This is a genomic window from Mucilaginibacter ginsenosidivorax, from assembly GCF_007971525.1.
In the GTDB taxonomy this organism is placed as follows: domain Bacteria; phylum Bacteroidota; class Bacteroidia; order Sphingobacteriales; family Sphingobacteriaceae; genus Mucilaginibacter; species Mucilaginibacter ginsenosidivorax.
The window spans coordinates 6285701-6311383 of record NZ_CP042437.1 but is presented as its reverse complement, the minus strand read 5'-3'; the positions used below and the strand labels follow the sequence as shown (position 1 = coordinate 6311383).

At 44.2% G+C, this 25683-nt stretch carries 13 protein-coding genes; 1 reads left to right on the top strand and 12 read right to left on the bottom strand.

The features are described 5' to 3' along the window. The first annotated feature begins 83 nt into the window (after positions 1-83). The gene (locus FSB76_RS26275) at positions 84-890 is read left to right on the top strand and encodes a phytanoyl-CoA dioxygenase family protein (protein WP_147058730.1); all 807 of its coding nucleotides are present in this window, start codon (positions 84-86) and stop codon (positions 888-890) included. 161 nt (positions 891-1051) lie between these two features. On the opposite strand, the gene FSB76_RS26270 is transcribed toward FSB76_RS26275, so the two are convergent. The 12 genes from FSB76_RS26270 to FSB76_RS26215 form a co-directional block, all read right to left on the bottom strand. After that, on the bottom strand, positions 1052-1822 hold the full coding sequence (locus tag FSB76_RS26270; protein ID WP_147058728.1) for a 3-keto-disaccharide hydrolase: 771 nt from the start codon (positions 1820-1822) through the stop codon (positions 1052-1054). 29 nt (positions 1823-1851) lie between these two features. Continuing rightward, positions 1852-3822, bottom strand: a complete 1971-nt coding sequence (locus FSB76_RS26265; RefSeq protein ID WP_147058726.1) for a c-type cytochrome — start codon at positions 3820-3822, stop codon at positions 1852-1854. A 13-nt stretch (positions 3823-3835) separates the two neighbouring features. Beyond that, entirely contained in the window at positions 3836-5671 is a 1836-nt protein-coding gene (locus tag FSB76_RS26260; RefSeq protein WP_147058724.1) for a 3-keto-disaccharide hydrolase, read from the bottom strand. Between the two features lie 335 nt (positions 5672-6006). Then, positions 6007-9579 (bottom strand): VCBS repeat-containing protein, encoded by a 3573-nt coding sequence (locus FSB76_RS26255; protein WP_147058722.1) that lies wholly within the window; start codon positions 9577-9579, stop codon positions 6007-6009. 14 nt (positions 9580-9593) lie between these two features. Next, on the bottom strand, positions 9594-10811 hold the full coding sequence (locus FSB76_RS26250) for a multiheme c-type cytochrome (RefSeq protein ID WP_147058720.1): 1218 nt from the start codon (positions 10809-10811) through the stop codon (positions 9594-9596). 382 nt (positions 10812-11193) lie between these two features. Then, positions 11194-12939 carry a RagB/SusD family nutrient uptake outer membrane protein gene (locus tag FSB76_RS26245; RefSeq protein WP_147058718.1) on the bottom strand — a complete coding sequence of 582 codons (1746 nt, stop codon included), beginning with the start codon at positions 12937-12939 and terminating at the stop codon, positions 11194-11196. A gap of 23 nt (positions 12940-12962) precedes the next feature. After that, positions 12963-16184 (bottom strand): SusC/RagA family TonB-linked outer membrane protein, encoded by a 3222-nt coding sequence (locus FSB76_RS26240; protein ID WP_147058716.1) that lies wholly within the window; start codon positions 16182-16184, stop codon positions 12963-12965. Between the two features lie 860 nt (positions 16185-17044). Then, on the bottom strand, positions 17045-18007 hold the full coding sequence (locus FSB76_RS26235) for a family 43 glycosylhydrolase (RefSeq protein WP_147058709.1): 963 nt from the start codon (positions 18005-18007) through the stop codon (positions 17045-17047). Positions 18008-18057: 50 nt separating this feature from the next. Then, positions 18058-22212, bottom strand: coding sequence for a hybrid sensor histidine kinase/response regulator transcription factor (locus tag FSB76_RS26230; RefSeq protein ID WP_147058707.1), 4155 nt, complete (start codon positions 22210-22212; stop codon positions 18058-18060). 116 nt (positions 22213-22328) lie between these two features. Next, positions 22329-23207 carry an AraC family transcriptional regulator gene (locus FSB76_RS26225; RefSeq protein WP_147058705.1) on the bottom strand — a complete coding sequence of 293 codons (879 nt, stop codon included), beginning with the start codon at positions 23205-23207 and terminating at the stop codon, positions 22329-22331. A gap of 419 nt (positions 23208-23626) precedes the next feature. Continuing rightward, a complete protein-coding gene (locus tag FSB76_RS26220; protein ID WP_147058704.1) occupies positions 23627-24925 on the bottom strand; it encodes an aminotransferase class V-fold PLP-dependent enzyme in 1299 nt (432 codons plus the stop codon). A 117-nt stretch (positions 24926-25042) separates the two neighbouring features. Next, positions 25043-25432, bottom strand: coding sequence for an acyltransferase (locus tag FSB76_RS26215; RefSeq protein WP_147058702.1), 390 nt, complete (start codon positions 25430-25432; stop codon positions 25043-25045). Between the last annotated feature and the right edge of the window lie 251 nt (positions 25433-25683).

Sequence of the window (25683 nt, the reverse complement as noted above, 5' to 3'; positions counted from 1 at the left end):
GCCCCAGGCTCCCTCATTTAAAAGCTGCGTAGCGCTTTTATCCTATTCAACATTAATTATCTATTATTTTAACTACCCATTTTATGGCAGCGGTATATCAAAAATTCACCTTAGGCACAACTATTACGACCGAACAACAAGCTTTTTTTAACCAGCATGGTTTCATCCATTTCACCAATTTTATTAAGCCCGAAACCGTGGCCGATATCATCAAGGCATCTGAACAGGTACAGCAGCAATGGATAGATAATAAAGTAGAAAAGATAAACGGCGTCCCGGTTAAATATGGCAAAGATTTGGATGGCTCGCCAATTGTGCAGCGCTTCGCGTTCATTAACCAACACCATGCGGTGCTTAATGAATTTACCCACGACCCAAGGTTCCAGATATTGTTAAACCTTATTGGTGATGGCGCAAGGTTGGGCACCGAGGAAAAAGACGGGATGGTTTTTAACCATTATGTGAACGGCCCCGAAAGCAGCTTTACCAAAATGGGCTGGCACACCGATGGCTTGCGCGATATATTTCACGGGCAGCGATTAAATCCGATGCTGAATGTAGGTATCCACCTGAGCACATTAAAACCCGAAAACGGAGGATTACGCATTTTGCCCGGTACCCACAGGCAAAACCTTTACCAGATGCTTTTCCGTAAAAAGTATTTCCTGGATCATGATACTGATGAAAATGAGGTAGCAATTACACCAAACGCCGGCGACCTGACCATACACGATGGCCGCTTATGGCACCGTGTGGCACAATCAACCATAACTGGCGAGGCAAGCAGGCGCAGGGTAATATACATACCCATCATAGCGGGCAAATTCGAACCAAAAAATGCTGATAGCCCTACTGCATTTTATCAACGTTTTGCAGGTATTATTAAATAAATTAAATTATGCTGATAGCCTTACTCACCGGTTACCTTATCCGCACAGGAAAGATTGCCGTAATTAAAAACTTCATAAACAACAAGGTGCTTGCCAAAGTTTATGTACGTAGTACCATCAACTAATAGCAAACACCCTGAACTATTTACTCCTGTTGCTTTTTAAAGCTCCCTTAACCAGATATTGCGATAGCTAATAGGTTCGCTTTTATCGCCATGGGCCTGTAGCTTAATGGGCTCGGCGCCATGTTTACGATATTCTGGCTGACCGATGTAAGGGGTATCTCCTTTCAGAATAGTATTGTTTTGTACAAGCACTCCATTATGCAAAACCGTAGCGCGGGCTGCCGATTTTAAGGTGCCATCCTCATTAAACCGGGGGGCTGTCCAAATTACATCATAATACTGCCATTCACCCGGTTTGCGGCAAGCGTTTACCAAAGGCGGCGATTGTTTGTACATACTGCCGGCCTGGCCGTTTACATAGGTTGGGTTTTTGTAATTGTCCAATACCTGCAACTCGTAGCCACCTGCACCCCATGGCAAGGCCGCCAGGAAAATACCGCTGTTGCCACGTGCCTGGCTGGTGCCGGTAATGTTGGATGGAATGCGGTACTCAATATGCAATTGAAAATCCATGAATTTGCGTTTGGTACGGATATCGCCTACGCTTTTATCAACAGTTATAACATTGTCGGCAACTGTCCATTTGTGGGTTGATGTGGAATCGTTTAAATCTACCCACTCATCCAGGTTTTTGCCGTCGAACAAAACGATGGCATCAGATGGTGCTTCGCCCATTTTTTGGCCGGGTGTTACTACAGCTGGTACTGGTGTCCAGTATTCTGTATCTTCTGGTTTTCCTTTTTGCTGCGCGTTTGCAGCTATTGCCGAAACAGCTAATAAAGCTGATAATATGATAACGTTTTTCATTTTTACTATTGATGATCTGTTTTAATAAATTATTTAGCCAGCGATTTAATCCAGAGCGCTATCTTCCGGGCTTCATCTTTAGGCACCTGCGGCATGGGCGGCATCGGTGTCGAGTAATCGGGCCAGTGCTCGGGTTTGGGATTGTGGATCAGCTGTACCAATTCGTTCACGCTGTACTTCTTTTTGGCCACATCAACATAGGCCGGGCCAACCTGGCGCTTATTGGCATTATGGCACGATAAACAGGTATTCTTTAGTAACAACGGCTTTACCTCATCATATGTAGGTACCGCGTTGGCCATAGCCAATGCTTTTGCACCGGCGCCTTTAGCTAAAGCACCTTTTTTAGCATCTGCAGTTGCCACAGTTTTTACCGTTTTGGCCGAATTCAGGGTGCTAACACCCGCCATCGAAAGCTTTTGACCTTCGGGGATGTTGTTGAGGGTGTAATAAGCTGTTGGATGAACAAGGTTAAAATAATTCTCCTTATCGCGTATGCCATCTAATGTGATGGTATGAATGTAATACCGGCGCAGGTTGTTTACAATTAGCCTGGCTTTTAGTCCGTCTTCCGATACTTTAACACCTACGATCGGGCATTTTTCGGTATTTACCGGCGGGCTGCCATATACCGCCTGGTATTTGTAGATGTAGCTTTCTACCGAGTAGGAAGCGATATCCTCTGCTACTTTTTTATCAACCGGTTTGGTAAATTCAATCTCGAAACCATCGGGCATGGCCCGGATAGCGCGCATCTCAAACGGCACCTTATTGTTCCAAACCAAACGTTGCAGGCCCATGGTAGCCTCGCCTGCTGATCCCCAGCCACGGTTAGTTTCGCCGGCTGCTAATGAACCGTCGGGTAGCCAGGCCAACCGCACAATGCCCGATTGAAAACCGCTGCGGAAAGCCCATGCTGCGCCCTGGTACTGGCCGTTAACTTTTTCTAAAAAGATCCTGTCGACCATACTCTGCCCCTGGTCGCACACTAATAGCTGACCGGCAAAGGGGCCAAAAGCATCTTCAGGAATTTTTACAATTTCGGAATTGGAGATACCTAAGATACCGTGAGGTAACCAAACGGTTGGCAATGTCAGCTCGGGAATCTCTTTTTTAACCTCGAATTCAGTCCTGAATTTTTCGTTGACGATATCCTGTGGTTTAAAAGGCCGACCGTCTTTATCAAACTCAATCCTGGGGTTGTTTTTGGCAAAGAACTGCTCGGGCGTTAATTTCAGGGGCGAGTTTGGCAAATTAGTCCACACCAGGCTTGAAGGGTGGCCCATGAAAGCGCCTTTTTCTATCTTCATGATACTGCCCGATCCTACCCAGTCGCCCTGGTTATCACTATACCATAATTCGCCATCAATCATACTGATGCCACATGGCGAGCGGAAACCCGCGGCCCATGGGGTAACCGTACCATCCTCTTTAATATTTAAAGCCCAGCCGCGGTATGGCACAAAGCTCCTCGGATGCCACCAATCGTCCGGAAAACCCAGGTTAAGCGTAACAAAGAAAGAGCCATCGGGCGCCAGTTTTGGTCCGAAACTATATTCGTGGTAATTGCCCGATAATGGCCAGGCGTAAATGGTTTCAAATACATCGGCCTTGCCGTCCATATTAGTATCCTGTAGTTTGGTGAGCTCGCCGCGTTGTACTACGTATAAAGCGCCATCTTTCCAGGCCGCGCCCAAAACCTCATGCAGGCCCGATGCGAATTTCCTGAAATATGGGTGCTGGCCGGTAGGGTTCTCCACCATAAAAATATCGCCCCTGCGAGTAGTTACCGCCAAAGTTCCATTAGGCAGGGTACATAAACCGCCAACTTCCAGTATAGTACCCTCTGGTGCGGGTACCTTCATGATCTTGAAAAAATCATCCTCTTTAGGCGATTCGGCCTGGGCCAGAGTATGTTGTGTATTACTTAACAGCGCGCCAACTATCAGTGTAGTAAATAAGCCTGCCCTGTTTATCATTTGTTTTAATGTGTATTTCATGATTGACGGCTGCTTAAAAGATAATTGAATAGGTTAATTTTCCTTTGATGGGGATAATGAGCTCCTGTTTACCGCCCGCATCCCTAAGGATAGGTTTGGCCCCTGCCGCATCTTCTATTTTGATATAGTAAGATTTGTCATCAACGATATATAATCCGTTACCCGCATCTTCAATGTTGCTGCCGGTAGCCAGGTGGGCAAACAAGCCATCAGCCGGGTTTTGCAAAGTAATTTCGCGGTGAATGCCGTGGCCGCCATCTATAACCGTACTGGCATCATTTACCATCGATCCGTAAATGATGTACCTGAAGGTGGGCTGGTCGTTAGCGTTCAACACATAACCTTTAGGCCGGTAGCCTGTGCCGGCGGTATCTGCCGCCCAGGAAGCCTGTGCATTGGCCAGTTTTTCAATCCCAGGTACAGGTTTGCCCAGGTATTGTACCGAACCCGCTACGCGCGATGAGCCATCGCCCCTATCGTGCCACATGGGGGTGGCATCTAAAAAGCCACCACGCCATATCTGTACTATCATCCCTTTGTCCAGGTCGTAAGTGTAATGTACCTGTTCGGCACTGCCCACATTTACGCCATGGGTAACGCGGATGCCGCCCGGCAGATCAGAAAAGCTGCGCAAAATGGTGTTGGACGTTGCATTAATAAGGATAGGATCAACCGGATCGTTATTACTTACATTGGCATCGGTCAGCAAATATTCGCGGATGCCGGGGCCTGAAACGGTTAAGCCTAAAGCAGGCTTGGCCCAAACGATAGTTTTGGAATAAATCAGATCAAAAGCCAGATTGCCCGGTTGTAACTGGATTTTACCTTCGCCGCGGTTATTGGCCGATGCAATAGCATCAATGCCGCCAATACGCAAGGAGCCGTTACCGCCCGGTACACTTAGTTTAAAAGTATACAGCCCCGCCTCGGTAACCTTTATCGTCCCGGTGTAGTGTAACGCAAAATCGTTGGTTAGCGTGCCTACGTTGGATGATAATATGGTCGAATTTCCTTCGGCCACCGCCTTAGCTTTAGTGTCATTTATTGCGATGGCTGCACCTTTATAAACCGCATATTTCAGGTTAGATAAAACAGGTGGCGCTTTATCAAAACTGGTAATGCTGATATTCCGGAAAGCTACCGCACCATGATCGCCCTGGATACGCAGCGGGCCGGCGGTTGTTTCTTTACTGTCCATCGCACCGCGGGTTGGGCCTGCCAGTTCTGCATTATCCTGTATCAAAACACCGTTTAACCAAACGTAAATTACTTTGGCGTTACTTATCTTTTTGCCCTGTGCATCAAAGCGCGGAGCCTGGAACGAGATACGCATGTGCTGCCATAAGCCAGGAGCCCTGCTGGCATTTTGCCTTGGCGCGTGGCCATCATAGCCTTGCTGGCCGTCGGGCTTGCTATCGTCCCAACGTTCGTAAATGCCCCCGTTGTCGCCCGATTGGGGATTAACTTTACCCCAGCTATCCAGTAACTGAATTTCGTACCGGCCCTGTAAATAGATGCCCGAGTTTGATCCTTTGGCCATCATATAATCCAGCTCCAGGTCCATATCGCCATAGGTGGCTTTGGTATACAGGTCTTTAGCGCCATTTTTACCGGGCAGGTTAACCAATATGCCGGTGCCATCTTTGGTTGTTAAAACTTCGTCTTTATCCAGGTCGGCCTTTGCGCCGGCAGCCAATTTCCAATTTGATGATGGCTCCTGGAAGGCCGAAAGATCGGTTAAGGGCACCGTGCTTTGTGCCATTAATTGATGGCAACCCAACAGGCAGCCCAACAACATAACCAGCTTTTTACTGCTAAAGGTTATAGGCGGATACTTGATACAATACATTTTATTTAAAATTATAATTTGGTTTATGTGGCATAAGATGGTTAAGCCTTATACCGTGCAATTTAATAAATTAACAATCGATTGCGGATAATATTTGAATAAGTTATTTGATAAGAATTAAGTAGAAGCTACTATCCTTTCCCGATTTCTAAAAGCATTAACCCGTTGTCATTTCGAACGAGGTACGAGGAGAAATCCTATACGACTTGCATCACGATAAGCCGTCGGAATGCAAGGCGTACAAGATTTCTCACCCTTTCCCCGCACTTCCTCATCCTTCAAGGGATTCGAAATGACATTGGGTGTAATTTGAAAACTATGTTAGCTGATGCCCCCTATTTCACTACCCTCTTATTCCCCCTATCATCAAAAACAACCACACTCTTCATTCCATCATCAACCTGCATAAACCTTGCGGATTGCGAAAGGAACGAGCTGCCGTAGTAAAACTCCTGCTTAGTTACCCTGCCATCAGCGTATTTGATGATAGCATAAGCATCCCGCTCCTGTACCGCCATGGTTTTAACCTTTGTATTTTGTTTAAAAACTTTCAGGCTATCCTTGTTCTGGCTGGCAGCTAAAAGCACATGGTTATTTTTATCGGGAAACTGCACCAGGGCTTTGCCGTTGCCGGGAATGTAAATGCCGCTTTGCAAAATACTCAGCGGTTTAAAGCCGCCTTTGCCATCGCCTTTCAACATCAAACCATTTAAGGCATCGTAGCGACCTACGGATGCATCGCTACCATAATCATTGCCGTTCATGATAACATCCAGGTTGCCATCGCCGTCAAAATCGCCGGTTTGCATACCGTTGAGTATGGATACCTGGGCTTCTATTGGTAGCGGTATCAGCGTAAATTTGCCGTTGCCATCGTTGCGCAGGTAACATGATTTAAGCAGGTTGGCTTTAAGCCTTAAAGCGCCGTTCAGTTGTTCGGGCGTGAGCATATCCTGCAGGGTGGCAGTAGCAAATGATTTATAGTTGGTATATTTCTTTTTCAGGCTGATCATTTGTTTCAGCTGGTCTTCCCTCCCGTGCAATGGAAACTCTTTCTTTTCGCCATTTACATCCGGGAAAAACACCGATGGGATGGTGCTATACCCGCTGCCGTCGAAGTTTTTGGCGGTGATGTAAATGGGGTATTGGTCGCTGGCCTGCAGCAGGCTGTTTTGGCCAAGGTTGCCCACAATGTAATCGGTACGACCAGTATGCCTGAAATCGCCGCCGGTTATGGTGTTCCACATACCCAGCTTGTCGGCAACGCCCGATTTAGCGGTGATGTTCACAAATTTTCCATGGTCATTTTTCAGGAACGTAATGGGCATCCATTCGCCTGCCATGACCAGGTCGGGCCAGCCGTCGTTGTCAAAGTCGGTGAATAAGGCATCGCAAATAAGGCCCGCATTTTTTAATGCCGGGGCTACCTGGGCGGTAACATCGGTAAATTTAATGTGCCCGTTTTGGCTATCGTTCCTCAATATCATACTTGATACCGGCTGCGGGTATTTCCATGGCTCAACCCTGCCCGATACAAACAGATCAAGCTTACCATCTTTATTATAATCGCAGGCGCGTACGCACAGTTTGCTGGTAAAGTTTGTGGGCAAAGCATCGGTAGCTAAGGTAAAATTGCCTTTGCCATCATTTAAATAAAGCCTGTCCTGGTATTCTGGGCCGTTGGCTGCGGTTTCGTACCCGGCGCCTGCCGCGTATAAATCCAGCTTGCCATCGCCATTAGCGTCGAACAAAAGCAAACCGCCATCTTTGTATTTACCCTGGCTTTGTGCCGGATTATTTTTAACCAGGTCGCGCTGGATGAATTTGCCATTGGCCTGCTGCAAAAACACCTGCGCCGGAAAGTTGGAGTTGCCGCCGATCACCACATCGTCCAACCCGTTATTGTCTACATCACCAACGGCCAAAGCCGGGCAATATTCTGATAGTTTGTGGGGTAGCAATTTTTGAATATTAAAGTCGATGAAGGTTGCATCCTTGCTTACGTAACCTATTCCCAGGGAGTCTGTTACCTCTTTAAACAGCGATTTGGTATAAAATTGGGGCATTGTGGATGGATAATTATCCCTCGCATCGGCAATATTTACGTTCAGCTTTTGATCAGTCTTCACATCGCGCAACACTTGTTTTTTGCCACCCGGCCATTTTACCACTACCGAATCTAACTTGTTAATAGTTCCCAATCCAAAGTGAGCTATGGCCTGCATCGATGACAGGTATCCCCGGTACGGGTCGTGTTCATAAACCTGGTGTTTGCCTTTATCGTAAAAAATTTCGGCCAGTGCACCCAGTCCGTTGATATTATTTTTGTCGCCTTTAAAGGCTATCTGCAGGTAATGCGTACTATCCAGCTTGGTTTTATCATCCCGTGAAGTGTTGCGGTATACCGATGCTTCGTCGTTGATATTGTTCACCACCATATCCATCGTGCCATCATTATCCAGGTCGACGTAAACTGCACCGTTTGAAAACGATGGTGTGTTCAGTCCCCAGCTTTTGCTGACATCATGAAAAGTAAGATTGCCATTGTTTTGAAAAGCATAATTAGGGATCTTGATCTGGGGAATTTGCTCCAGCACCTTTTTCTTGGGCACGGCTGCGTAGGCCTGGCTGCGGTAGGTCATAAAATCACGGTCGGATACATCCTTGGGGAAACCGTTGGTTACTATTACATCGCGGAAGCCATCGTTGTTAAAATCGGTTACCAGGGGTGTCCAGCTCCAGTCGGTTTGGGATATGCCGCTCATGAAACCTACTTCGCTGAATGCCGGGCTGCCAATGGCTCCGTTTTGTCCCAAACGCGGGCCCTGGTTAACTTGCAGTGTATTGCGCACGTATTGATACTGCGTTTTAAACATATCAAAAAGCTGGAAGGTTTGGTAGCTGTTGGCGCCCAGGATCATTTTTTTACGGTAATTATCCTCGGGGTTCATGTCCAGCTCTATCACATCGGCCAGGCCATCGTTGTTAATATCTACAATATCCTGCCCCATGGCGTTGTAGGATGTATGTTTAAAATACTCTTTGGACCGATCTGTAAACGTACCATCGTGGTTGTTGATGTACAGGATATTGCTGGATACAAAATCGTCAGATACATAAATATCCTTCCAGCCGTCGCCGTTAATATCAACCGTGGTGGCTGCGTGGCCAAAACCATCTAAATTGATGCCGGCCTGGGCAGATACATTATGAAAAACGGCATGGTGCAGCTTTTCGTCCCAATCGTTACGGTACAGTTGCCCGGTACTGCTATTGCTGGTGCGGGTGGCTTTGCCAAAAACATTGGGGTAATAGGCAGATGACGCGGTATTAACCGTAAGGTACATATCCAGGTCGCCGTCGTTATCATAATCAAAAAAGCTGGCCATGGTTGATTGTTTGGTCAGCTCCAGGCCATAGGCTTTGGCTTCATCCTTAAAATGAGGAATGCCATCCTTATCAAGCCCCTGGTTAATGTATAAGATATTTTTGCGGCGCAGCGAATCGGGGTAAATGGTATTACATACGTAAATATCCATCAGGCCATCATTATTGATATCAACCACGGCAACGCCCCTGCCCCAGCGGCCCATGCCGCTTACCCCGGCTACATCCGTAATATCCTCGAATTTAAAATCGCCTTTATTCAGATAAAGCCGGTTTGATACCAGGTTGCCGGTAAAGTAAAGGTCCTGCAGGCCATCATTATTAAAATCGCCTACGCCTACCCCGCCACCGTTATAAATATTGGTGAGGTCGATGGGGTTAATGGTATCGGTTTCTATAATCTGGTTATTAAAGTGAATGCCCGAATGCGACGAAGAAATTTGCTGAAACAACGTATGCTTTTTGCAGGAAAGCAGGCATAACGATAATAAAAGCAGCACCGGGAAATAGATCTTATTCATATGGGGATATTCAATTATTTGTTAACAAATGCAATTATTTTTTTAACCTCCTGCGGATATATGGCTATATGATGCGTGTGTACAAAAAACCTTACAGGCGGGGCCTTATCGGCTGTTTGCACAGATATTACATTTGTAGTTAATTCGGGCATGTGGCAGCTAATGCATTTATCTTTAAGCACACCCGCGCTCAGCTTATCTGTCATTTTGCAATAAATATGATTGGGTTTATTATGGCAGCTGAGGCATTTTTGGGTATACAAAACATCGTTGCCACGGGTATTCTGGTGTGTATCGTGGCAGGTTGCGCAATCCATGGTACTGTTCATGTAGCACTTGCTGCTTTGTAATAGCTGCAACTGCTTACCATGCACATCTAAATGACTGGTATCCAACGTACGCTGAAATTCGGGAAGTTTATATCTGGCAAAGGTATCGCCGGGCATAAAACCGAATGTTGTTTTTAACAATGCTGTATGGATACCCGAATGACATACCGCGCACATATCCATCCTTTGCTCCCTGCTTAAATTTGCGTAACGGGCTATAAATTTTGCCGTTTTAACACCGGGATTGTTAGCCTGAAAATCCACGTGTTGTGCGCCGGGGCCATGGCAGCGTTCACAATCAATACCATATACCATGGTGCTTTTGTCAAATTGCTCATCGCGGCTTAACTGCTGCTTTTCCTGGGGCAACTCATCAACATACGAAACATGGCATTCCAGGCAACGCTTCCCTATTGACCGGTAGTTGACAAAATTAAACTGATAGCCAGGACTGGTTGACCATTGCTCCTGTTTATTGTAATAAGATAACGGCAGCTGGTAAAGCCGGTTGTTTTTCCAGTATAAATAACTTTCACCTTTTACCCCGCCAAAAACAATATCAAAACGGTTGCTTTGCTTAACCTTGCCATCCTGGTAAAGGGTTTGGTATAAGCCGCTATCGCGTTTCTCCATCACTATTTTTTGATTTTGGCCGATGTTAAACACGTTAAAGCCTGCTGCAAAACTACCATGTACCGTATTTGCCGATGCAGGGATTGACGCTATATAATGTGCAGTATGCAGGTACGAATCATAAAGCTTACCATGACATTTGACGCAGGCTTTTGAACCGGCGTATAAGGGGCCGCGGGGATCGGCATAGGCATTATTACTCCTAAACTGGAAGTAAATGACTGCCAGCAGGGTAATTAATATGCTTGTTACTATTAGTATTTTCTTCATGTTAGCTTACCGACATGTATAGCCGATAGAATATTTCACAGATGACTGGTGCTTAACCATGACGTTTAAATTAAATGCTTGTTTGAACGCTGGCCACCAACTCACCCCGGCAACGCTGCGCTGGCCGACCCTCTCTCCGGCTGCGCCGCAAAGAGGGTTTTAATATTTTTTCCTTTTTATTTTCCTCTTCCTTTCTCGCCCCTCTATGCGACGCAGTCGGAGGGGCAGATGGGCGGAGCCTCGTCGGGGTGAGTCGCCGCCGCTCGGCTACGTCATGCTCTTCTCAGAATTTAAAAAGGCTTTCTCCCGAAGGAGAAAGCCAAAACAAGTGAACCAATTATATAACTAAACTTATTTCATTTTAATTTATATAACCCTTTTATTAATAACCTGGGTTTTGTTTCAGGTTAGGGTTAAGCCCTATAGCGGTTTGCGGTATAGGTAATATGTCGTGGTTTGCAGGTAGCGTTGTGCGCCAAACGCCATGCAGTTTTCCATCGGCAGTTGGGCCGTAAGGATAAGGCTGAGGTGTTACTGTAGCATCGGTACCGTAGTTTTTTTGAATAAAGGCAGTAGCCACACCCGGGCCTGCCCTGCGCAACAGGTAAAATAAAGAATACTCGCCGGTTAATTCGTGCCTGTACTCGCTTAATACCATTTGCAATGGGTCGGTTATTGGCGATGTTGGTTTACCATCATAAGTAAGTCCATCCTGCATAACTGCCGGTGCTGTGCCGCCAAAAGCCCTGTCTCTAACCAATTTTAAATCGGCCATGGCACCGGGAATATCGCCGGTACGCACTTTACACTCTGCCCTTGACAATAAAACTTCGGCATAACGCATCAGGATTTGATTTTGCGAACCAAATATGGTTGATGAACCGTTGGCGCCTGTAAGGTTTGGATCGCGCCATTTTTTTGCGCAATAGTAGCCAGACCGGGTAAGGTCATCGCCGTACCATGGCTGCCTTAAGGCACCGCAGGTGTTAATGATGTTGCCATCATCGCCAACAAATGAGCCATATTTTTGAGCTGAGTTATCTTTAGTTCCGTTTTTAAAACCGTCAATAACCACCTGGTAACCTTTTATACCACCCCATTTGGCAATAATGCCTGGGCTAATGTTTTGATCGCCGGGACCAATGATGGTTGCATTTTTACGCAAATCGCCTGTTTGGTATGAGTATTCTAAACCTGGGTTACCATAATCATAACCAAAACCGCTTAACTCATGTGGCCAGCTAAAGTCATCAATCCATGCTACTTCGCCACCATTTTGCCAGCCGCCATCCCAGCTTTGTGAGCCCTGGATATCGAACTGAATTTCAAATAACGACTCGTCGTTATTTTGATTGCTAAATTCATGTACATCAATAAAGTTTGGCAATAAATGGTAATTGGCTGTCAATTCGGTATTGTTAAACGCGGTAAGCGCCTCGGTATATTTACCTAACCACATTTGCGCTGAACCCTCGTAAGCATAAGCCGCACCTTTGGTAGCCCTGCCCTTTTCGGTAGCCGGTAATACCGTTTTTGATTGCAGCAAGGTTTCAGCCTGTTTCATATCGGCTACCACTTGTGCAAATACTTCGGCCTGTGTGTTTCTTGGCGCCAAACCGCTCGGGTTTGATTTTAACTCCAACGGAACACCGCCAAAGCTACCCGCCAGGTAATAATAGCTCATCCCCCTTAAAAAGTAGGCTTCGCCTAATAAACGGTTTCCCAATTCAGCGGTAACTACGCCTTTTGTTTTTGCGGTAGCAATGATCTCTAAAGCCGAGTTTGCCCTGATGATATCAAAATAGGCATTTTGCCAAAAGGTATATAATGCCCCAAAAGTCGGGCTGATGGTATAGTTGTTCCAGGCTATATCGCCACCATCATTAAACCAGTCATGGCTGGTAAAATTGGCATAGTACCAGATTGATTTTTTCAGCAAATCGCTGTTTTGGTAACCATCATAAATACTGTTTACCAACGCTACTACATCCTGCGATTTTTGAAACGTAGCATCAGCGTTTGATGCTGTTGTATTGGTTTGTGTTAAGAAATTCTTTTTACAGCTGAGCGGGATCAGCATAGCCCCACACAAGGCCGCTATAGTGAAATATTTTTTATTGATTTTCATATCATTAATTTTTTTGTCCTTGGTTAGAATACTACGTTTAAGCCGATAGTGTAAAACCTTGATGATGGATAAGTACCATTGTCAACACCGTTTTGGGTTGGGTTGGCGTTTTGAGTGCCAATTTCGGGATCAAGACCAGTGTACTTGGTAATGGTGAACAGGTTTTGAGACGAAACATATACCCTTATTTTTGATAATGTAAGTTTCTTAACCAAATCCTGTGGTAATGAGTATCCAACCGTAACAGTTTTCAATTTCAGGAAACTACCATTTTCAATCCAGGCACTTGATGGTAACAGGTTACCGTAATCGGTATCATCATAATGTACCGCGGCATAACGGTTTGACGAGCGTGTAGGAGTCCAATAGTTATTGTAATACTGCTTGCTTACGTTTTCGATACTTACCGATCCTCTTTGCGCAAAGCTCTCCAGGTTACTTTCCTGGTAGTTCAAAATCTTGTTACCGTAAACTCCGTAGAAGTAAGCATTAAAATCCCACGATTTGTACGAACCGCCAAGGTTAAACCCGCCAAAAAACTTAGGCTGCGGACTGCCCAGGGCTACCCTGTCGTCGGCTGTTATTTTACCGCTGCCATCAACATCGGCATATAACCTATCGCCTACGCCGGTGGTAGCTTTGTAATAAAAGTCATTACCTTTTGCTTGTGCAGCCGCGTTTAAAGCGGTTAATTGAGCCTGGTTCTGGATAATTCCGATTGCTTTGTATCCATAAAACTCGCCAATTGGCTGGCCTATATAAGTCCTGGTAAATTCACTCCAGCCATCGCCTGTTAATCCAAGGCCACCAAAGTTGGAGATTGCATTAGTACCAGAATATAAGCCCGTAAGTCTGTTTTTAATGAATGAAAGCGTTAAACCTAAATCAATGTGTACATCACTATTTACAGCGTGATTATAATTAAGGGCAAACTCCCAGCCCTTATTTACCATCGAGCCCACATTTGAAGGTAATGTATTATAACCTGTTTGTGGCGATGCTGCAATGTTTAACAGGAAGTCTTTTGATTTTCTGTTAAAATAATCAACGGTAAGGCTCAATTCGCCATTTAAAAATGATGCGTCCATACCAATGTCGGTAACGTAGTCAGTTTCCCACCTGATGTTATCATTTTCTGGTTGGATTGAAGCCACACCTGCCTGGTAAGTTCCGTTTGAGCCACCTACTTTACCAAAGGCATAACCAAGGTTACCACTGGCTGTTGCAGAAGCGCCTGCAGAATATAATGATTGGTAGGTAAAGTCGCCTATGCCGTGCTGGTTACCCAGCTCGCCATAGCTTCCCCTGAATTTTAAACCTGAAAGCCAGTTAACGTTGGTAAGAAAAGATTCTTTTTTAACATTCCAGTTTACAGCGCCTGAATAAAAAGTACCATACTGATGACCTGGCGCAAACTGCGATGAACCGTCTCTTCTAACCGTACCTGTTAAATAATATTTGCTTGCATAGTTGTAAGCCAACCTTGCAAACTGCGAAGCGTAAGAACGTTTTACTTCGCCGTTGTTAACAGCACCATTGGTATTAGCATCCAATATAAGGTTGGTACCCTGGCTTAAGCTTTTAATAGTGTTGTTTGGCGGCGTAACACTACCACCTAAACTGTTATAATCGCTTTCCTGTTCAGATACACCCGCTACAAAATTGATGGTATGCGAGCCGAATGTTTTATCGTACGACAGGTAATTTTCCCACAACCAGTCGAAGGTGCTGTTGATATGCTGCGAATATAAAGCTGTACCCGATGCACCGGCAGCAGCGCCATACTGATCAATTTTACGGCTATCTGAAGGCTGGAAGTAAGAACCGTTGTAGCCGGTATAAGTAATACCGCCGTTGGTTTTAAATTTAAGGCCGTCGAAAATAGTAGCTTCTAATGACGAGTTAACCAAAAAGTAGTTGTTTATATTTTTATACTGATTGGTCTCGATTGAATAGATTGGGTTGTTATTTTTGGCCACATAAGTATAAATAGGGTTAAAAAAACCGTAGTTGCCATTAGCATCTTTTATCTGGCTGGTTAACTTATTACCGCCGTCAAGTGTTGGTGGCAACTGGTTTATATTACCTAAATTACCGGTACCGAATGGGTTATTTAAATTTTGGTAAGAGTATTTGGCACTGGTTGAAGATTTAAGCCATTTTTTTGGCTGATAATCTAAATTTTCACCTACGGTGATCCTTTTGAAGTAAGAGCCAAGCACAATACCCTTTTGATCATAATAACCAATAGATGTTGAGGATTGTACTTTTTCGTTACCACCACGGATAGCCAAATCATAGTTTTGGGTTAAACCGCTACGGTAAATGGCATTTTGCCAATCGGCATTGGTTAACGACGATGGGCTGGCCCAGTTGGCCAATGTTGTAAAGTGTTTGTTTGGGTCATTTGCGGCTACATCGTTGGCCAGGGTGGCAAACTGCTGCGCGTTTAACAAATCGTACTGTTTAGGCTTGCTCTGGAACGCGTTGTAAGCATTAAACTCAACCTGCGCGCCACCATCTTTTTTACCTTTTTTGGTGGTTACCATAACCACACCATTAGCTGCCCTAACACCGTAAATTGCTGTTGCCGAAGCATCTTTCAACACATCTATAGATGCGATATCGCTTGGGTTGATGTTGTTGATACCACCTGCATTTATTGGATAACCGTCTACCACATATAACGGTGTGTTACCGCCACTGGCCAGGCTACCTGTACCACGTATTAACACTGTAATGTTACTACCCGGCGAAGCATCGTTATTGGTAACCTGTACACCGGCAGCACGGCCTTGTAAAGCCTGGTCTAACGATGTAACGGGTACCTTTGCTATAGTTGCAGCGTTAACGGAGCTAATTGCACCCGTAACATCGCTGCGTTTGGCACTACCGTAACCCACAACAACTACTTCGTTAAGTGCCTTGTTTTCGGGAGATAATTTTATGTTTACTGTTGCGTTGCCGCCAACTGCTACTTCCTGGCTGGTGTAGCCAATAAAGCTGAATATTAGTGTAGCATTGCTGCCTGCTGTAATTGAATAAGTACCTTCGGTATTGGTACTTGTTACGGTGGGGCCGCCTTTTACTTTAACGGTAACTCCCGGTATTGGCAGCCCGTCATCGGCTCCGGTTACCTTACCGGTAATTTTGCTTTGTGCATATCCAGACATACTTACCAGCATAAGTGCTAAGTTGATCCAGATTAAAGCCACAAACTTTTTGATGTGTAGTTTTCCTCTCATACATTAATTATTAGATTTTGAAAATTGGTTTGCGATTGAAGCGGTTCGGCTTTTTTCGTGTCGGCAAAATTTCACCGAACCTTGATACCAAAACTATACAACCCGCACAATCGATTGTACTACTTATGTTTAAATTGATACAACAAATGTTACACGCATTTAAAGCAATGATTATCAATAAGATAAACAGAATACTGAGTATTAATGGTCAAAAAAATACCATAAGCTCCAAACCGATACAACTTTTGATACAGGCGTTATAACTATAATTTGAGGTAAAACAGGATTAAAACAGATTGGGAGATAAGTGTAGATTTCCGGGGAAGGTCAGAGTCCGCATAGCCCTTTCGTAATACTTGATAGAATAAGGAGAAAGACCTGATATACCATTTATTCAAACCTGGTCTCTTTTTAACTTAAAAGCTGTCTAATTAAAAAGAGACCGTCATTGCGAGTAACCACCAGCTCAGGCTGGAAAAAACAATAATGACATGGTTGCAAATGGGTTAATGTAGACGCAATATTTCTCGAATCCCTTTTAAAAAAAAGCGGGGGAATGTGCGAATCCCCTCTTGAGAGGGCGGAGGGGTGTGTTTATGCACGCGCAATGAAACGCGGAAAAACACACCCCTGCCAACGCACTTCCCAGCCCACCCCCTCTCGAGAGGGGAATAAAAACATAATTGATAATCAATAACTTACATCCATGTCATTATAAGGTACGAAGCAATCCCGAACTATATAGGGTTTAGTATATCGGGGATTGCTTCGTACCTCGCAATGACGGTAGTTTAAATTAAATTTAAACAGCTCTTAACACTTTGGGCTAAAGACTTTCGACTTAAAAAATCGGAGCAATTTTAAAAACGGCTTAACGCCGATGGCTTAATTTTCAAAATATTGCCTTGGTTATCAAAGTTCAGGCTATCTAAACAAAGCTCGCGCAATACATATTCTTTATTCTGGGGATGAATACGGTGGTATAAAATATAATACTGGCCGTTTTGCTGAAACACGGTGTGATGGCCCGGACCGATTGTGGTACTATCGGGCGTGGTTGCCAGGATAGGATCATACTGGCCCTCCGTCCACGGGCCAAAGGGCGTTTTACTTACCGAATAGCGCACCTGGTAAGTGGCATCAATGGCTTTACCGTATGAATACATCAGGTAATACAAGCCGCCGCGCTTAACCATATGCGGGGCTTCAAAGTAATGGGGAGGGGTAATGTCCTTCGGTTCGCCATCAAAAGTGACCATATCTTTTTTAAGCTTTACGGCCATGCAATGGCCATTTACCCATTTAAAGCCAGATCCCCAGTATAAATAGGCCTGCCCATCCTGGTCAATAAAGCAATCGGGATCGATATTATGAACACCTGGATATTTATTGCCTGCAACCAGGGGCGTATTGTCGGCTTTTGCATTTTTCCACGGGCCCAGGGGGTGGCTGCTTACCCCTACCCACAACTCGCTGCCAACTGCTACGTACAGGTAATACTTGCCATTGGCTGCCTTGCGGATGGATGGCGCCCATACCATGGAATTATTGGAGGTGGGGCTTGTACAGGCTTGTTTAGTTGGCCAGTTAATATGTTCTGTTTTAAAGGTCACAAAATCTTTGGTCACCAATACACCCAATTCGTTGCCTCCCCAGGGATCAATAGTGGCATAGATATAAAAAAGCCCTTTATCTTTAATTATAGTAGGATCGGCATAATAGCCCTTAACGACCGGGTTATTTATAGCCTTTGTTTGCGCAACTGCTGTCAGCAAAAAACTAAAAAATAATGTTACCAGCAATAGGGTTGTAAATATCCTCATGATGCGCAAATTAACAATTTTATCAATTACCGGTATCAATTGTGCTATTGCTACGCCAAAATATCTTCATGCTCTTTATTCTTCAGTTCGGCGATGTACTCAGATGGCAGCATACCAAACTCTTCTTTAAACACTTTTGCAAAATAGGCGGCATTGTTAAAACCAACTTCGTAAGCAACATTGGCAATACTTAGCTTGCTTTTCTCCAGCAACTGTACTGCCCGTTGCAAACGGATGGTGCGGATACAATCAACCGGCGTTTTACCGGTAAGGCTTAATAATTTACGATAAAGGGATACCCTGCTCAGCGCCAGGTGCCTGGCTAACTCTTCTACCGAGAAATTGGGTTTGGTGATATTTTGCTCAATAAAATCAAGCGCGTTTTTCAGGAATTTTTCATCTTCAGATACCACCACCACATCCTGCGATTGAATATCAACCTGCTTTTGATAGGTTTCTTTAAACGTTTGCTGCATCAGCAATAAATTATTGATTTTGGATAGCAGGATGCCCGAGTTAAATGGCTTAACAATATAATCGTTAGCGCCGCACTCCAAACCCACCAGCTGATCATCTTCGCCGGCCATAGCGGTTAGCAATATAACGGGGATATGCGATGTACGGCTATCTCCCTTTAACTTTCGCGATAACTCAAAACCATTCATTTCGGGCATGGTTACATCGCTCACTATTAATTTGGGGTGCAGGGCAAGCGCTTTTTGCCAGCCTTCTTTACCATTTACGGCCTCAATAATGTGGAAATGATCTTTCAGGTTTTCTTTCAGGTAAAAACGCATATCGTCATCGTCCTCAATTAATAAAACCGTTGGTTTTTTGTTTGAACCCTGTATACCTTCGGTGTTTTTTAACGTTGGCAGCGTGTTATTTTCCTGTATTGCAGGCGCAAGCGTCAGTTTCTCGGTTTTGCCCTCAAATGGTATACTTACAATAAAACAACTGCCATATTCGGGTTCGCTTTCCAGCCTTATCGTTCCGCCATGTATCTTTATAAACTCTTTTGTAATTGATAAGCCAATTCCGCTGCCCTGGTTTAGCAGGCTTTCGGGAATATTATCCTGGAAAAACCGTTCAAAAATCATCTCCTGGTTTTCCTTCGTAATCCCGATACCTGTATCAATTACCCTGATTTCGAGCATCCTTTTATCGGCCGGCAAATTAGCAACCTGCGGGGTATTTAAAATTACGCTGATGCTGCCGCCGGCCGGCGTAAACTTAAACGCGTTTGATAGCAGGTTAAACAGTATCCTTTCTATTTTATCGTGGTCAAATTTGGTGGTAAATGAGTGCAGCTCGCTTTCAAACAGGTATTGGATTTTCTTTTGATGGGCTACATCCGTAAATGACGATGAAACCTCTTTTATAAATTGAATAATATCGCCCTTATTTAAGCTCAACTTCAATTCGTTATGCTCCATTTTTCTGAAATCTATCAACTGGTTAACCAGGTTAAGCAAGCGCTTGCTGTTGCGCTTAATCATGGTTAAATGATGTTGCTGATCGGGGTTATCAGATACCTTAATAAGATCATCAATGGGCGACAGGATTAATGACAGTGGCGTACGAAACTCGTGACTAATGTTAACGAAGAATTTAATCTTCATTAAATCAAGCTGGTGCATGCGCTGCGCTTCTTCGCGCTGGCTGGCAAGTTTTCTTTCAGCCTCTATCTCGGCCTGTTTAAATTCAAATTGCCGCTCCAGTTTGGTTATACCGCGGTGCCTGATGTAAAACAACAGCCCGAGTGCAAGCAGCATGTAAGCAATGTATGCTATTGGTGTTTTCCAAAAAGGCGGCTGAACAGTAATTTTTAGCGAGATCTCTTTACCTGTATTCAATTCCCTCACTTTAAAAGTATAATCGCCACCGTCAAGATTGGTGTAGGTAACACTATGGCTGTTGGCCGGAAAAGTGATCCAGCCTTTATCAAAGCCTTCAAGGGTATACTGGTAACTTATTTTATTGGGGTAAAAATACTCGTTGGCAGCAAACTCTATATCAAATACATTTTCATTATGGTTCAGGGTTATCCAGTCTGTTTCTGCTATGGCTTTGTTTAGCACAACCCTCCCCTTTATCGAATCGCCGGCGGCTACGCTTTTGTTAAACAGCCTAAAATCGGTAAATACCAGTTTGGGATTGGGTTTAAGGGTGTTTATTACTGCAGGGTCAAATAAATTAAACCCATGCGCGCCGCCAAATGCCATTTGCCCGTTCCGTAGTTTTATTGCGGCATATAAGTTAAAATCCCGCCCCTGTAAGCCATCGGCTTCATTGTAATTATCAACCTGGAATTTATATTGCCCGCCTGCGGGTGTTAAACTGATGTTTGAAAGGCCGTTGGTAGTGCTTACCCACATCCGGCCCTGGTTATCTTCTAAAATGTTCGATACATTATTTACCGGCCAGCCCATGCCCTTATCTACATTTAAAAATGTATTGGTTTGGGCGTTAAGTATGCTTAAGCCGCTTTTTGTGCCAATCCACATCAATCCGCGGCTATCCTGGGTTATTATATTTACATCGCTGCCGGCAAGGCTGTTCGGATTTTTAGGCTGATAGTAGTAATGCCGCACCCGGTTTGTTTTGCGCTCTATTACATCAACACCTTTATCGCGGCCTATCCAAATATTTTGCTGCCTGTCCTTATAAAAAAAAGCAGTGTAGTCAGATACCATTTTATACTCGGGATGGCGGAAAGTGTTGCTTTTACGGTCAAGTACGTTCAGTCCGCCGGCAAAGGTGCCGGCCCACAAATTCTGTGAAGCATCCTCTATCATGGTATAAACCCGGTCGTCGCTAATGGTGGTTTTATCTTTATCGCTGTGACGGTAATGAATAAACTTTTTACCATCAAAACAATCCAGCCCGCCAAAATAGGTGCCTATCCAAAGTTTATTTTCATGGTCAACATATAAGCTTATGATAATATCAATTGATAAACTGTTAGGATTAGCCGCATCGTGCTTGAACTGGGTATATTTTTTGGTTTCCGGGTTAAAATTAATAAGGCCGCCGCCATTTGTCCCAATCCATAAATTACCGTTCCTGTCTTCGGCAAAAGCATTAATATCCTCGTAGGGCAGGCTGTTTTTATCTGTTAACAAATGCCTGTAAACCGGAAATTGAATGATGGCGCTGTGGTAATAACTTATGCCCTGCTTAAAAGTGCCCGCCCAAACAATGCCGGCATCATCCCTGTATAAAAAAACACTGTTACCGCTGATGGATTGAGGGTCGTCCTCCTTATTTACCAGGTAGGTTACTTTATGGGTTACCATATCAAGTACATTGATGCCGCCATGATCGGTACCTATCCATATTTTGTTATCATCGCCCTGTATTATGGTATTCACAATATTGGAGTTTAGCCGGCCATCGGGCGTATCTTTGCTAAAATGTAAAAGTGAATAGTTTTGGGTATTGAAGCAGTAGGTACCAAAAGGGCCTGCGGCCGAATAAATCCATAAGTTGTTTTTATTATCAACGGCAAGCGTGTACGATTCCTGCTTATATAAGTTAGCCCTGGCAAGGCCATCAAAACGTTTGATGATTTTATTTAACCGGGTATCCAACAAATCGATGATACCATCGCTATAAATTAACCAAACAGCATTGTTTTTTGTGGCCGCCACATCCATTATGGCATCTGAATGCAAAATGGTTTTTGAAAAGGAGGATGTGCAGTAAAACGATGTGGAACTATCAGCGGGGTTATACCTGTACACGCCTTTATTTTTGGTGATAAACCAAAAGCCGCCGTCTTTATCCTTTCGAATGAGTGTTACATCGCTGGTTATAATTTTATACCGTCGAAGTTCATCGGCAACGCTAACAGCAAAGTTCTCGGTCGCGGGGTCATAAATACTGATATTGCTGTGCGTAAATATCCATAGCTTTTTATCAGGCCCTTCGCTGATGCGCGAAACAAAGCTTTCACTTAGCGAATTGGGATTATCGGCCTCGTGCTTAAAAACCTTAAATTTAAACCCGTCGTACCTGCTCAGCCCCGAGTTTGTGCCAAACCACATGAACCCTTTTTCGTCTTTAAAAATACAATTGACGTGATTATCAGATAAGCCATCGGTAATATCCAACCGCGAAAATTTATATAAATGATTTTGGGCAGATAGCCACTGATGGGTAAAAACAAGAAATATAAATGTTATATAAACTTTAAAACTCATTATTTAGTAATTACCAACAATCGATTGCGGGGTTTAATAATCCGGTTTACGGGATTTATAAAATTACGTAATAAGTGTTATATTAACATCAATATATTTTAATTATTAAAAAGAGGTTAACCTACCCTGGTGCCAAGTGTGTAGGCCTTCCTGAACTCTTTAGGGACACATAGCTTATGGCGTTTAAATATCCGGTTGAAGTTTGAAATATTATTGAAGCCGCACTGGTAAGCAATTTCGGCGATGGAATGCGTGGTGTTTATGAGCATACGGGATGCATTACCAAGCCTGATATCATTTAGGCTTTCAATAAACGATTTGCCCGTATTTTTTTTCAGGAACCGGCAAAATGAGGCCTCGGGCATGTTGGCAACCGTAGCTACTTCGGCAAGCGTTAAGCGCTTGTCGAAATTGTTTTTCATGTAATCAAAAACCTTATCAACACGCCCATTTGTATACCTGAATTTTTCGTCCGAAAAGCCAGGATCAGATAGCATCCTCCTGTTTTTGGATGTAGATAGCGTATGCAATATGGCAAGCAGCTCCAATACCGAGTTAAAGCCATCCTTATTGCTAAGGTTTAATATACGCCGGGTGATATCGCGGGTAGTTTCATACGAGAAAACCAAGCCCCGCCGGGCGTTTTCAAACATGCTTTTAATAAAAAACAACTGGTTACGTTGTAAAAACTTTTCATCAAATAAATCGGTATGAAACTGAATGGTAACCTCATTAATGGCCTCGCTGGTACATTCTCCCGTAAACCACCCATGGTAAACGTTTGGGCCAATAAACACCAGCTCGATATCGTCAATAGTTTCTATGCTATCGCCAATAATGCGTTTGGCGCCTTTGGCATTTATGATCAGGTTTAACTCATATTCGTTGTGGTAATGTAAAGGAAAATCAAACTTTTCCTTCACTTTCGAAAATATCGAAAAACAATCGCCCATATTCAGGGACGTTGTTTCGCGCATCACATTAGGAACCGGCATTTGATACATTTAAATTATTGGCAACCCCGAATTACGGTTTAAAGCGTAAAACTATGCGATTGCCTTTTTTTTTAATGCCACAAATGTTACAGTTTCTACAGCAAATGTTAATCGGATTTTTTTTTACCATCCTTTGTAGCCAAAACAAGTGCTGTGTAAGTAAGTAGTACTGGGTTACGTAGTTAAAAGAATGTTCTAAACTACCGTCATTGCGAGGTACGAAGCAATCCTGAACTATGTGGGACTTAGCTTGTCGGGGATTGCTTCGTTCCTCGCAATGACGATGGATTATATTGACAATCAACAACTTATAATTATACCATTATAAGACACGAAGCAATGACGATCTGTGTTTTGATTTTAAACAGCCTCTCAGAACTTAAAACTTTCGACTTAGGACTATCATCATTAACCTAACATCAGGTGGCCTTCCCGGCTATTTCTGTAATTGCTTTTACCAGCTTATCAAGGTCGGCAAGGGTGGTGTATACGTGCGGTGTTATGCGCACGCAGTTTACATTTTCAAATACAATGGATACCTGGTGAATTTTATATTGACTAAATAACGCGGCATCCAGTTGCGCGGGTGTCATACCATCAATAGATATGCCGCAGATAGCGCAGGAGTATTCTGGTTTTAACGAGGTATGCAGCTTAACTTTGGGCAGGTGCTGTACTTTGGTAGCCCAGTAATTTTTAAGATAACGGATGCGATCTTCCTTACGTTTGCTGCCAATTGCCAGCTGAAAGTTAATAGCCTCGCCTATCCCCTGCTCTATCGGGAAGCTGCGGGTGCCCAGGTTTTCAAACTTGCGGATATCGGGGCCCAATGGGTTATCATCACACAGGAGCGGCATCACTTTAGTTATTTTTTCTTTTTTAATCCACATCATGCCGCTGCCAATAGGTGCCGACAGGAATTTATGCAGGCTGGTGCCAAAGTAATCGCAATTTAAATCGGGAATCTTGAAGTCGAGCAGCCCAAAAGAATGGGCCCCGTCTACAATTACCTCGATACCCCGGGCATGCGCCATATCGCAAATTTTGCGTACGGGCATAATCTGGCCCACGTAGTTTACTATATGTGTAACGTGTATCAGTTTTGTTTTGGAGGTGATGGCATCCTGGTAAGCCTTTACAATCTGCTCGTCATTCTCAATCGGAAAGTCGAAGGTAAGTTGTTTGTATACTATGCCCTCGCGTAGGGCACGCTGGCGATAAGCCTGTACCATGTGCGGGTAATCTAACTTTGCGCCAATCACTTCATCGCCGCTTTTCAGGGGCAAGCCGCAGATGATGGTATTCAAGGCTTCGGTAGCGTTACGGTTTACGGCAATTTCATCGGGCAAGGTACCGGCCAGCAAGGCAAGCTTTTCGCGCAACGGCTCGCGCCCCTGGTCAAGGATGCGCCACATAAAATACGACGGACCTTCGTTGGTAAGCTGGTTGTAGCGCTCCACGGCCTGCTGCACCACAATTGGCGATGGCGACACACCGCCATTGTTCAGGTTGATGATATTAGCGCTTACCGAGTACGACCGCTGGATGACGCCCCAAAAATCCTCGTCCTGCGCCACCTCTTGCGGCGTTAAACGGCTTACCCTGTTTAATGCTGAAGTCCAGTCGGCAGCATGCGCCTGGTTAAACAGGCTTGTAGCCGAAAAAGCGCCGGTAAGTACGGCCGCCTGTTTGATGAAACTGCGTCGATTATTGGTCATGAACGAATTTAGCGTATTTGATGCATACAAACAAGCAATTGATTCGTGTTTTTAGTTGTTACCTGCTATGGAGATTACTGATTAGAAGCGATTTAATGAAATATTTTAACTAAGCGGTTACACCACCGCTTTTGCAACAAACATTGCTTTATAATACTTCCAATACCCAACGCCTAAAAGCAGGTTTGGGGCTACCAGGAAAACACCCATCAACCAGCCCGATGGCACCAGGAAGGTATGAAACAACAACACATTTAAACTGATAGGGAACAGTACCACTGCCGAAAAGGGCGCATAACGGTTGGTAAGCAGCGATAAGCCGCCTGTTATCTGTATCACTTTTTGGATAGGATAAAAGTACCCCGTACCCTTTAACCCGGCAATAAATGCACCCGCCGCACCGGTATGTAATGGCTGGTACGGTATAAAATGCAGAAAATAATCCAAGCCAAACACCAGGTATAAAAAGCCAAGCAGCAGACGGGATATGAGTACGGTTGTTTTCATTTTTTAGTTTTACTATGACTATCAAATAACCGTCATTGCGAGGTACGAAGCAATCCCCTACATGCTAAGTCCCACATTGTTTAGGATTGCTTCGTACCTCGCAATGACGGTAGATTAGAACACTGATTTTTAATATATTTTGTTGAGTGTTATTACTTTTCTTTGAGTTTTATCGACGAATACGCACAAAGACGACGAAAAACAGGTTACAATATTGAATAAAATTCCGTCAGCTTCATAGCATTACATCA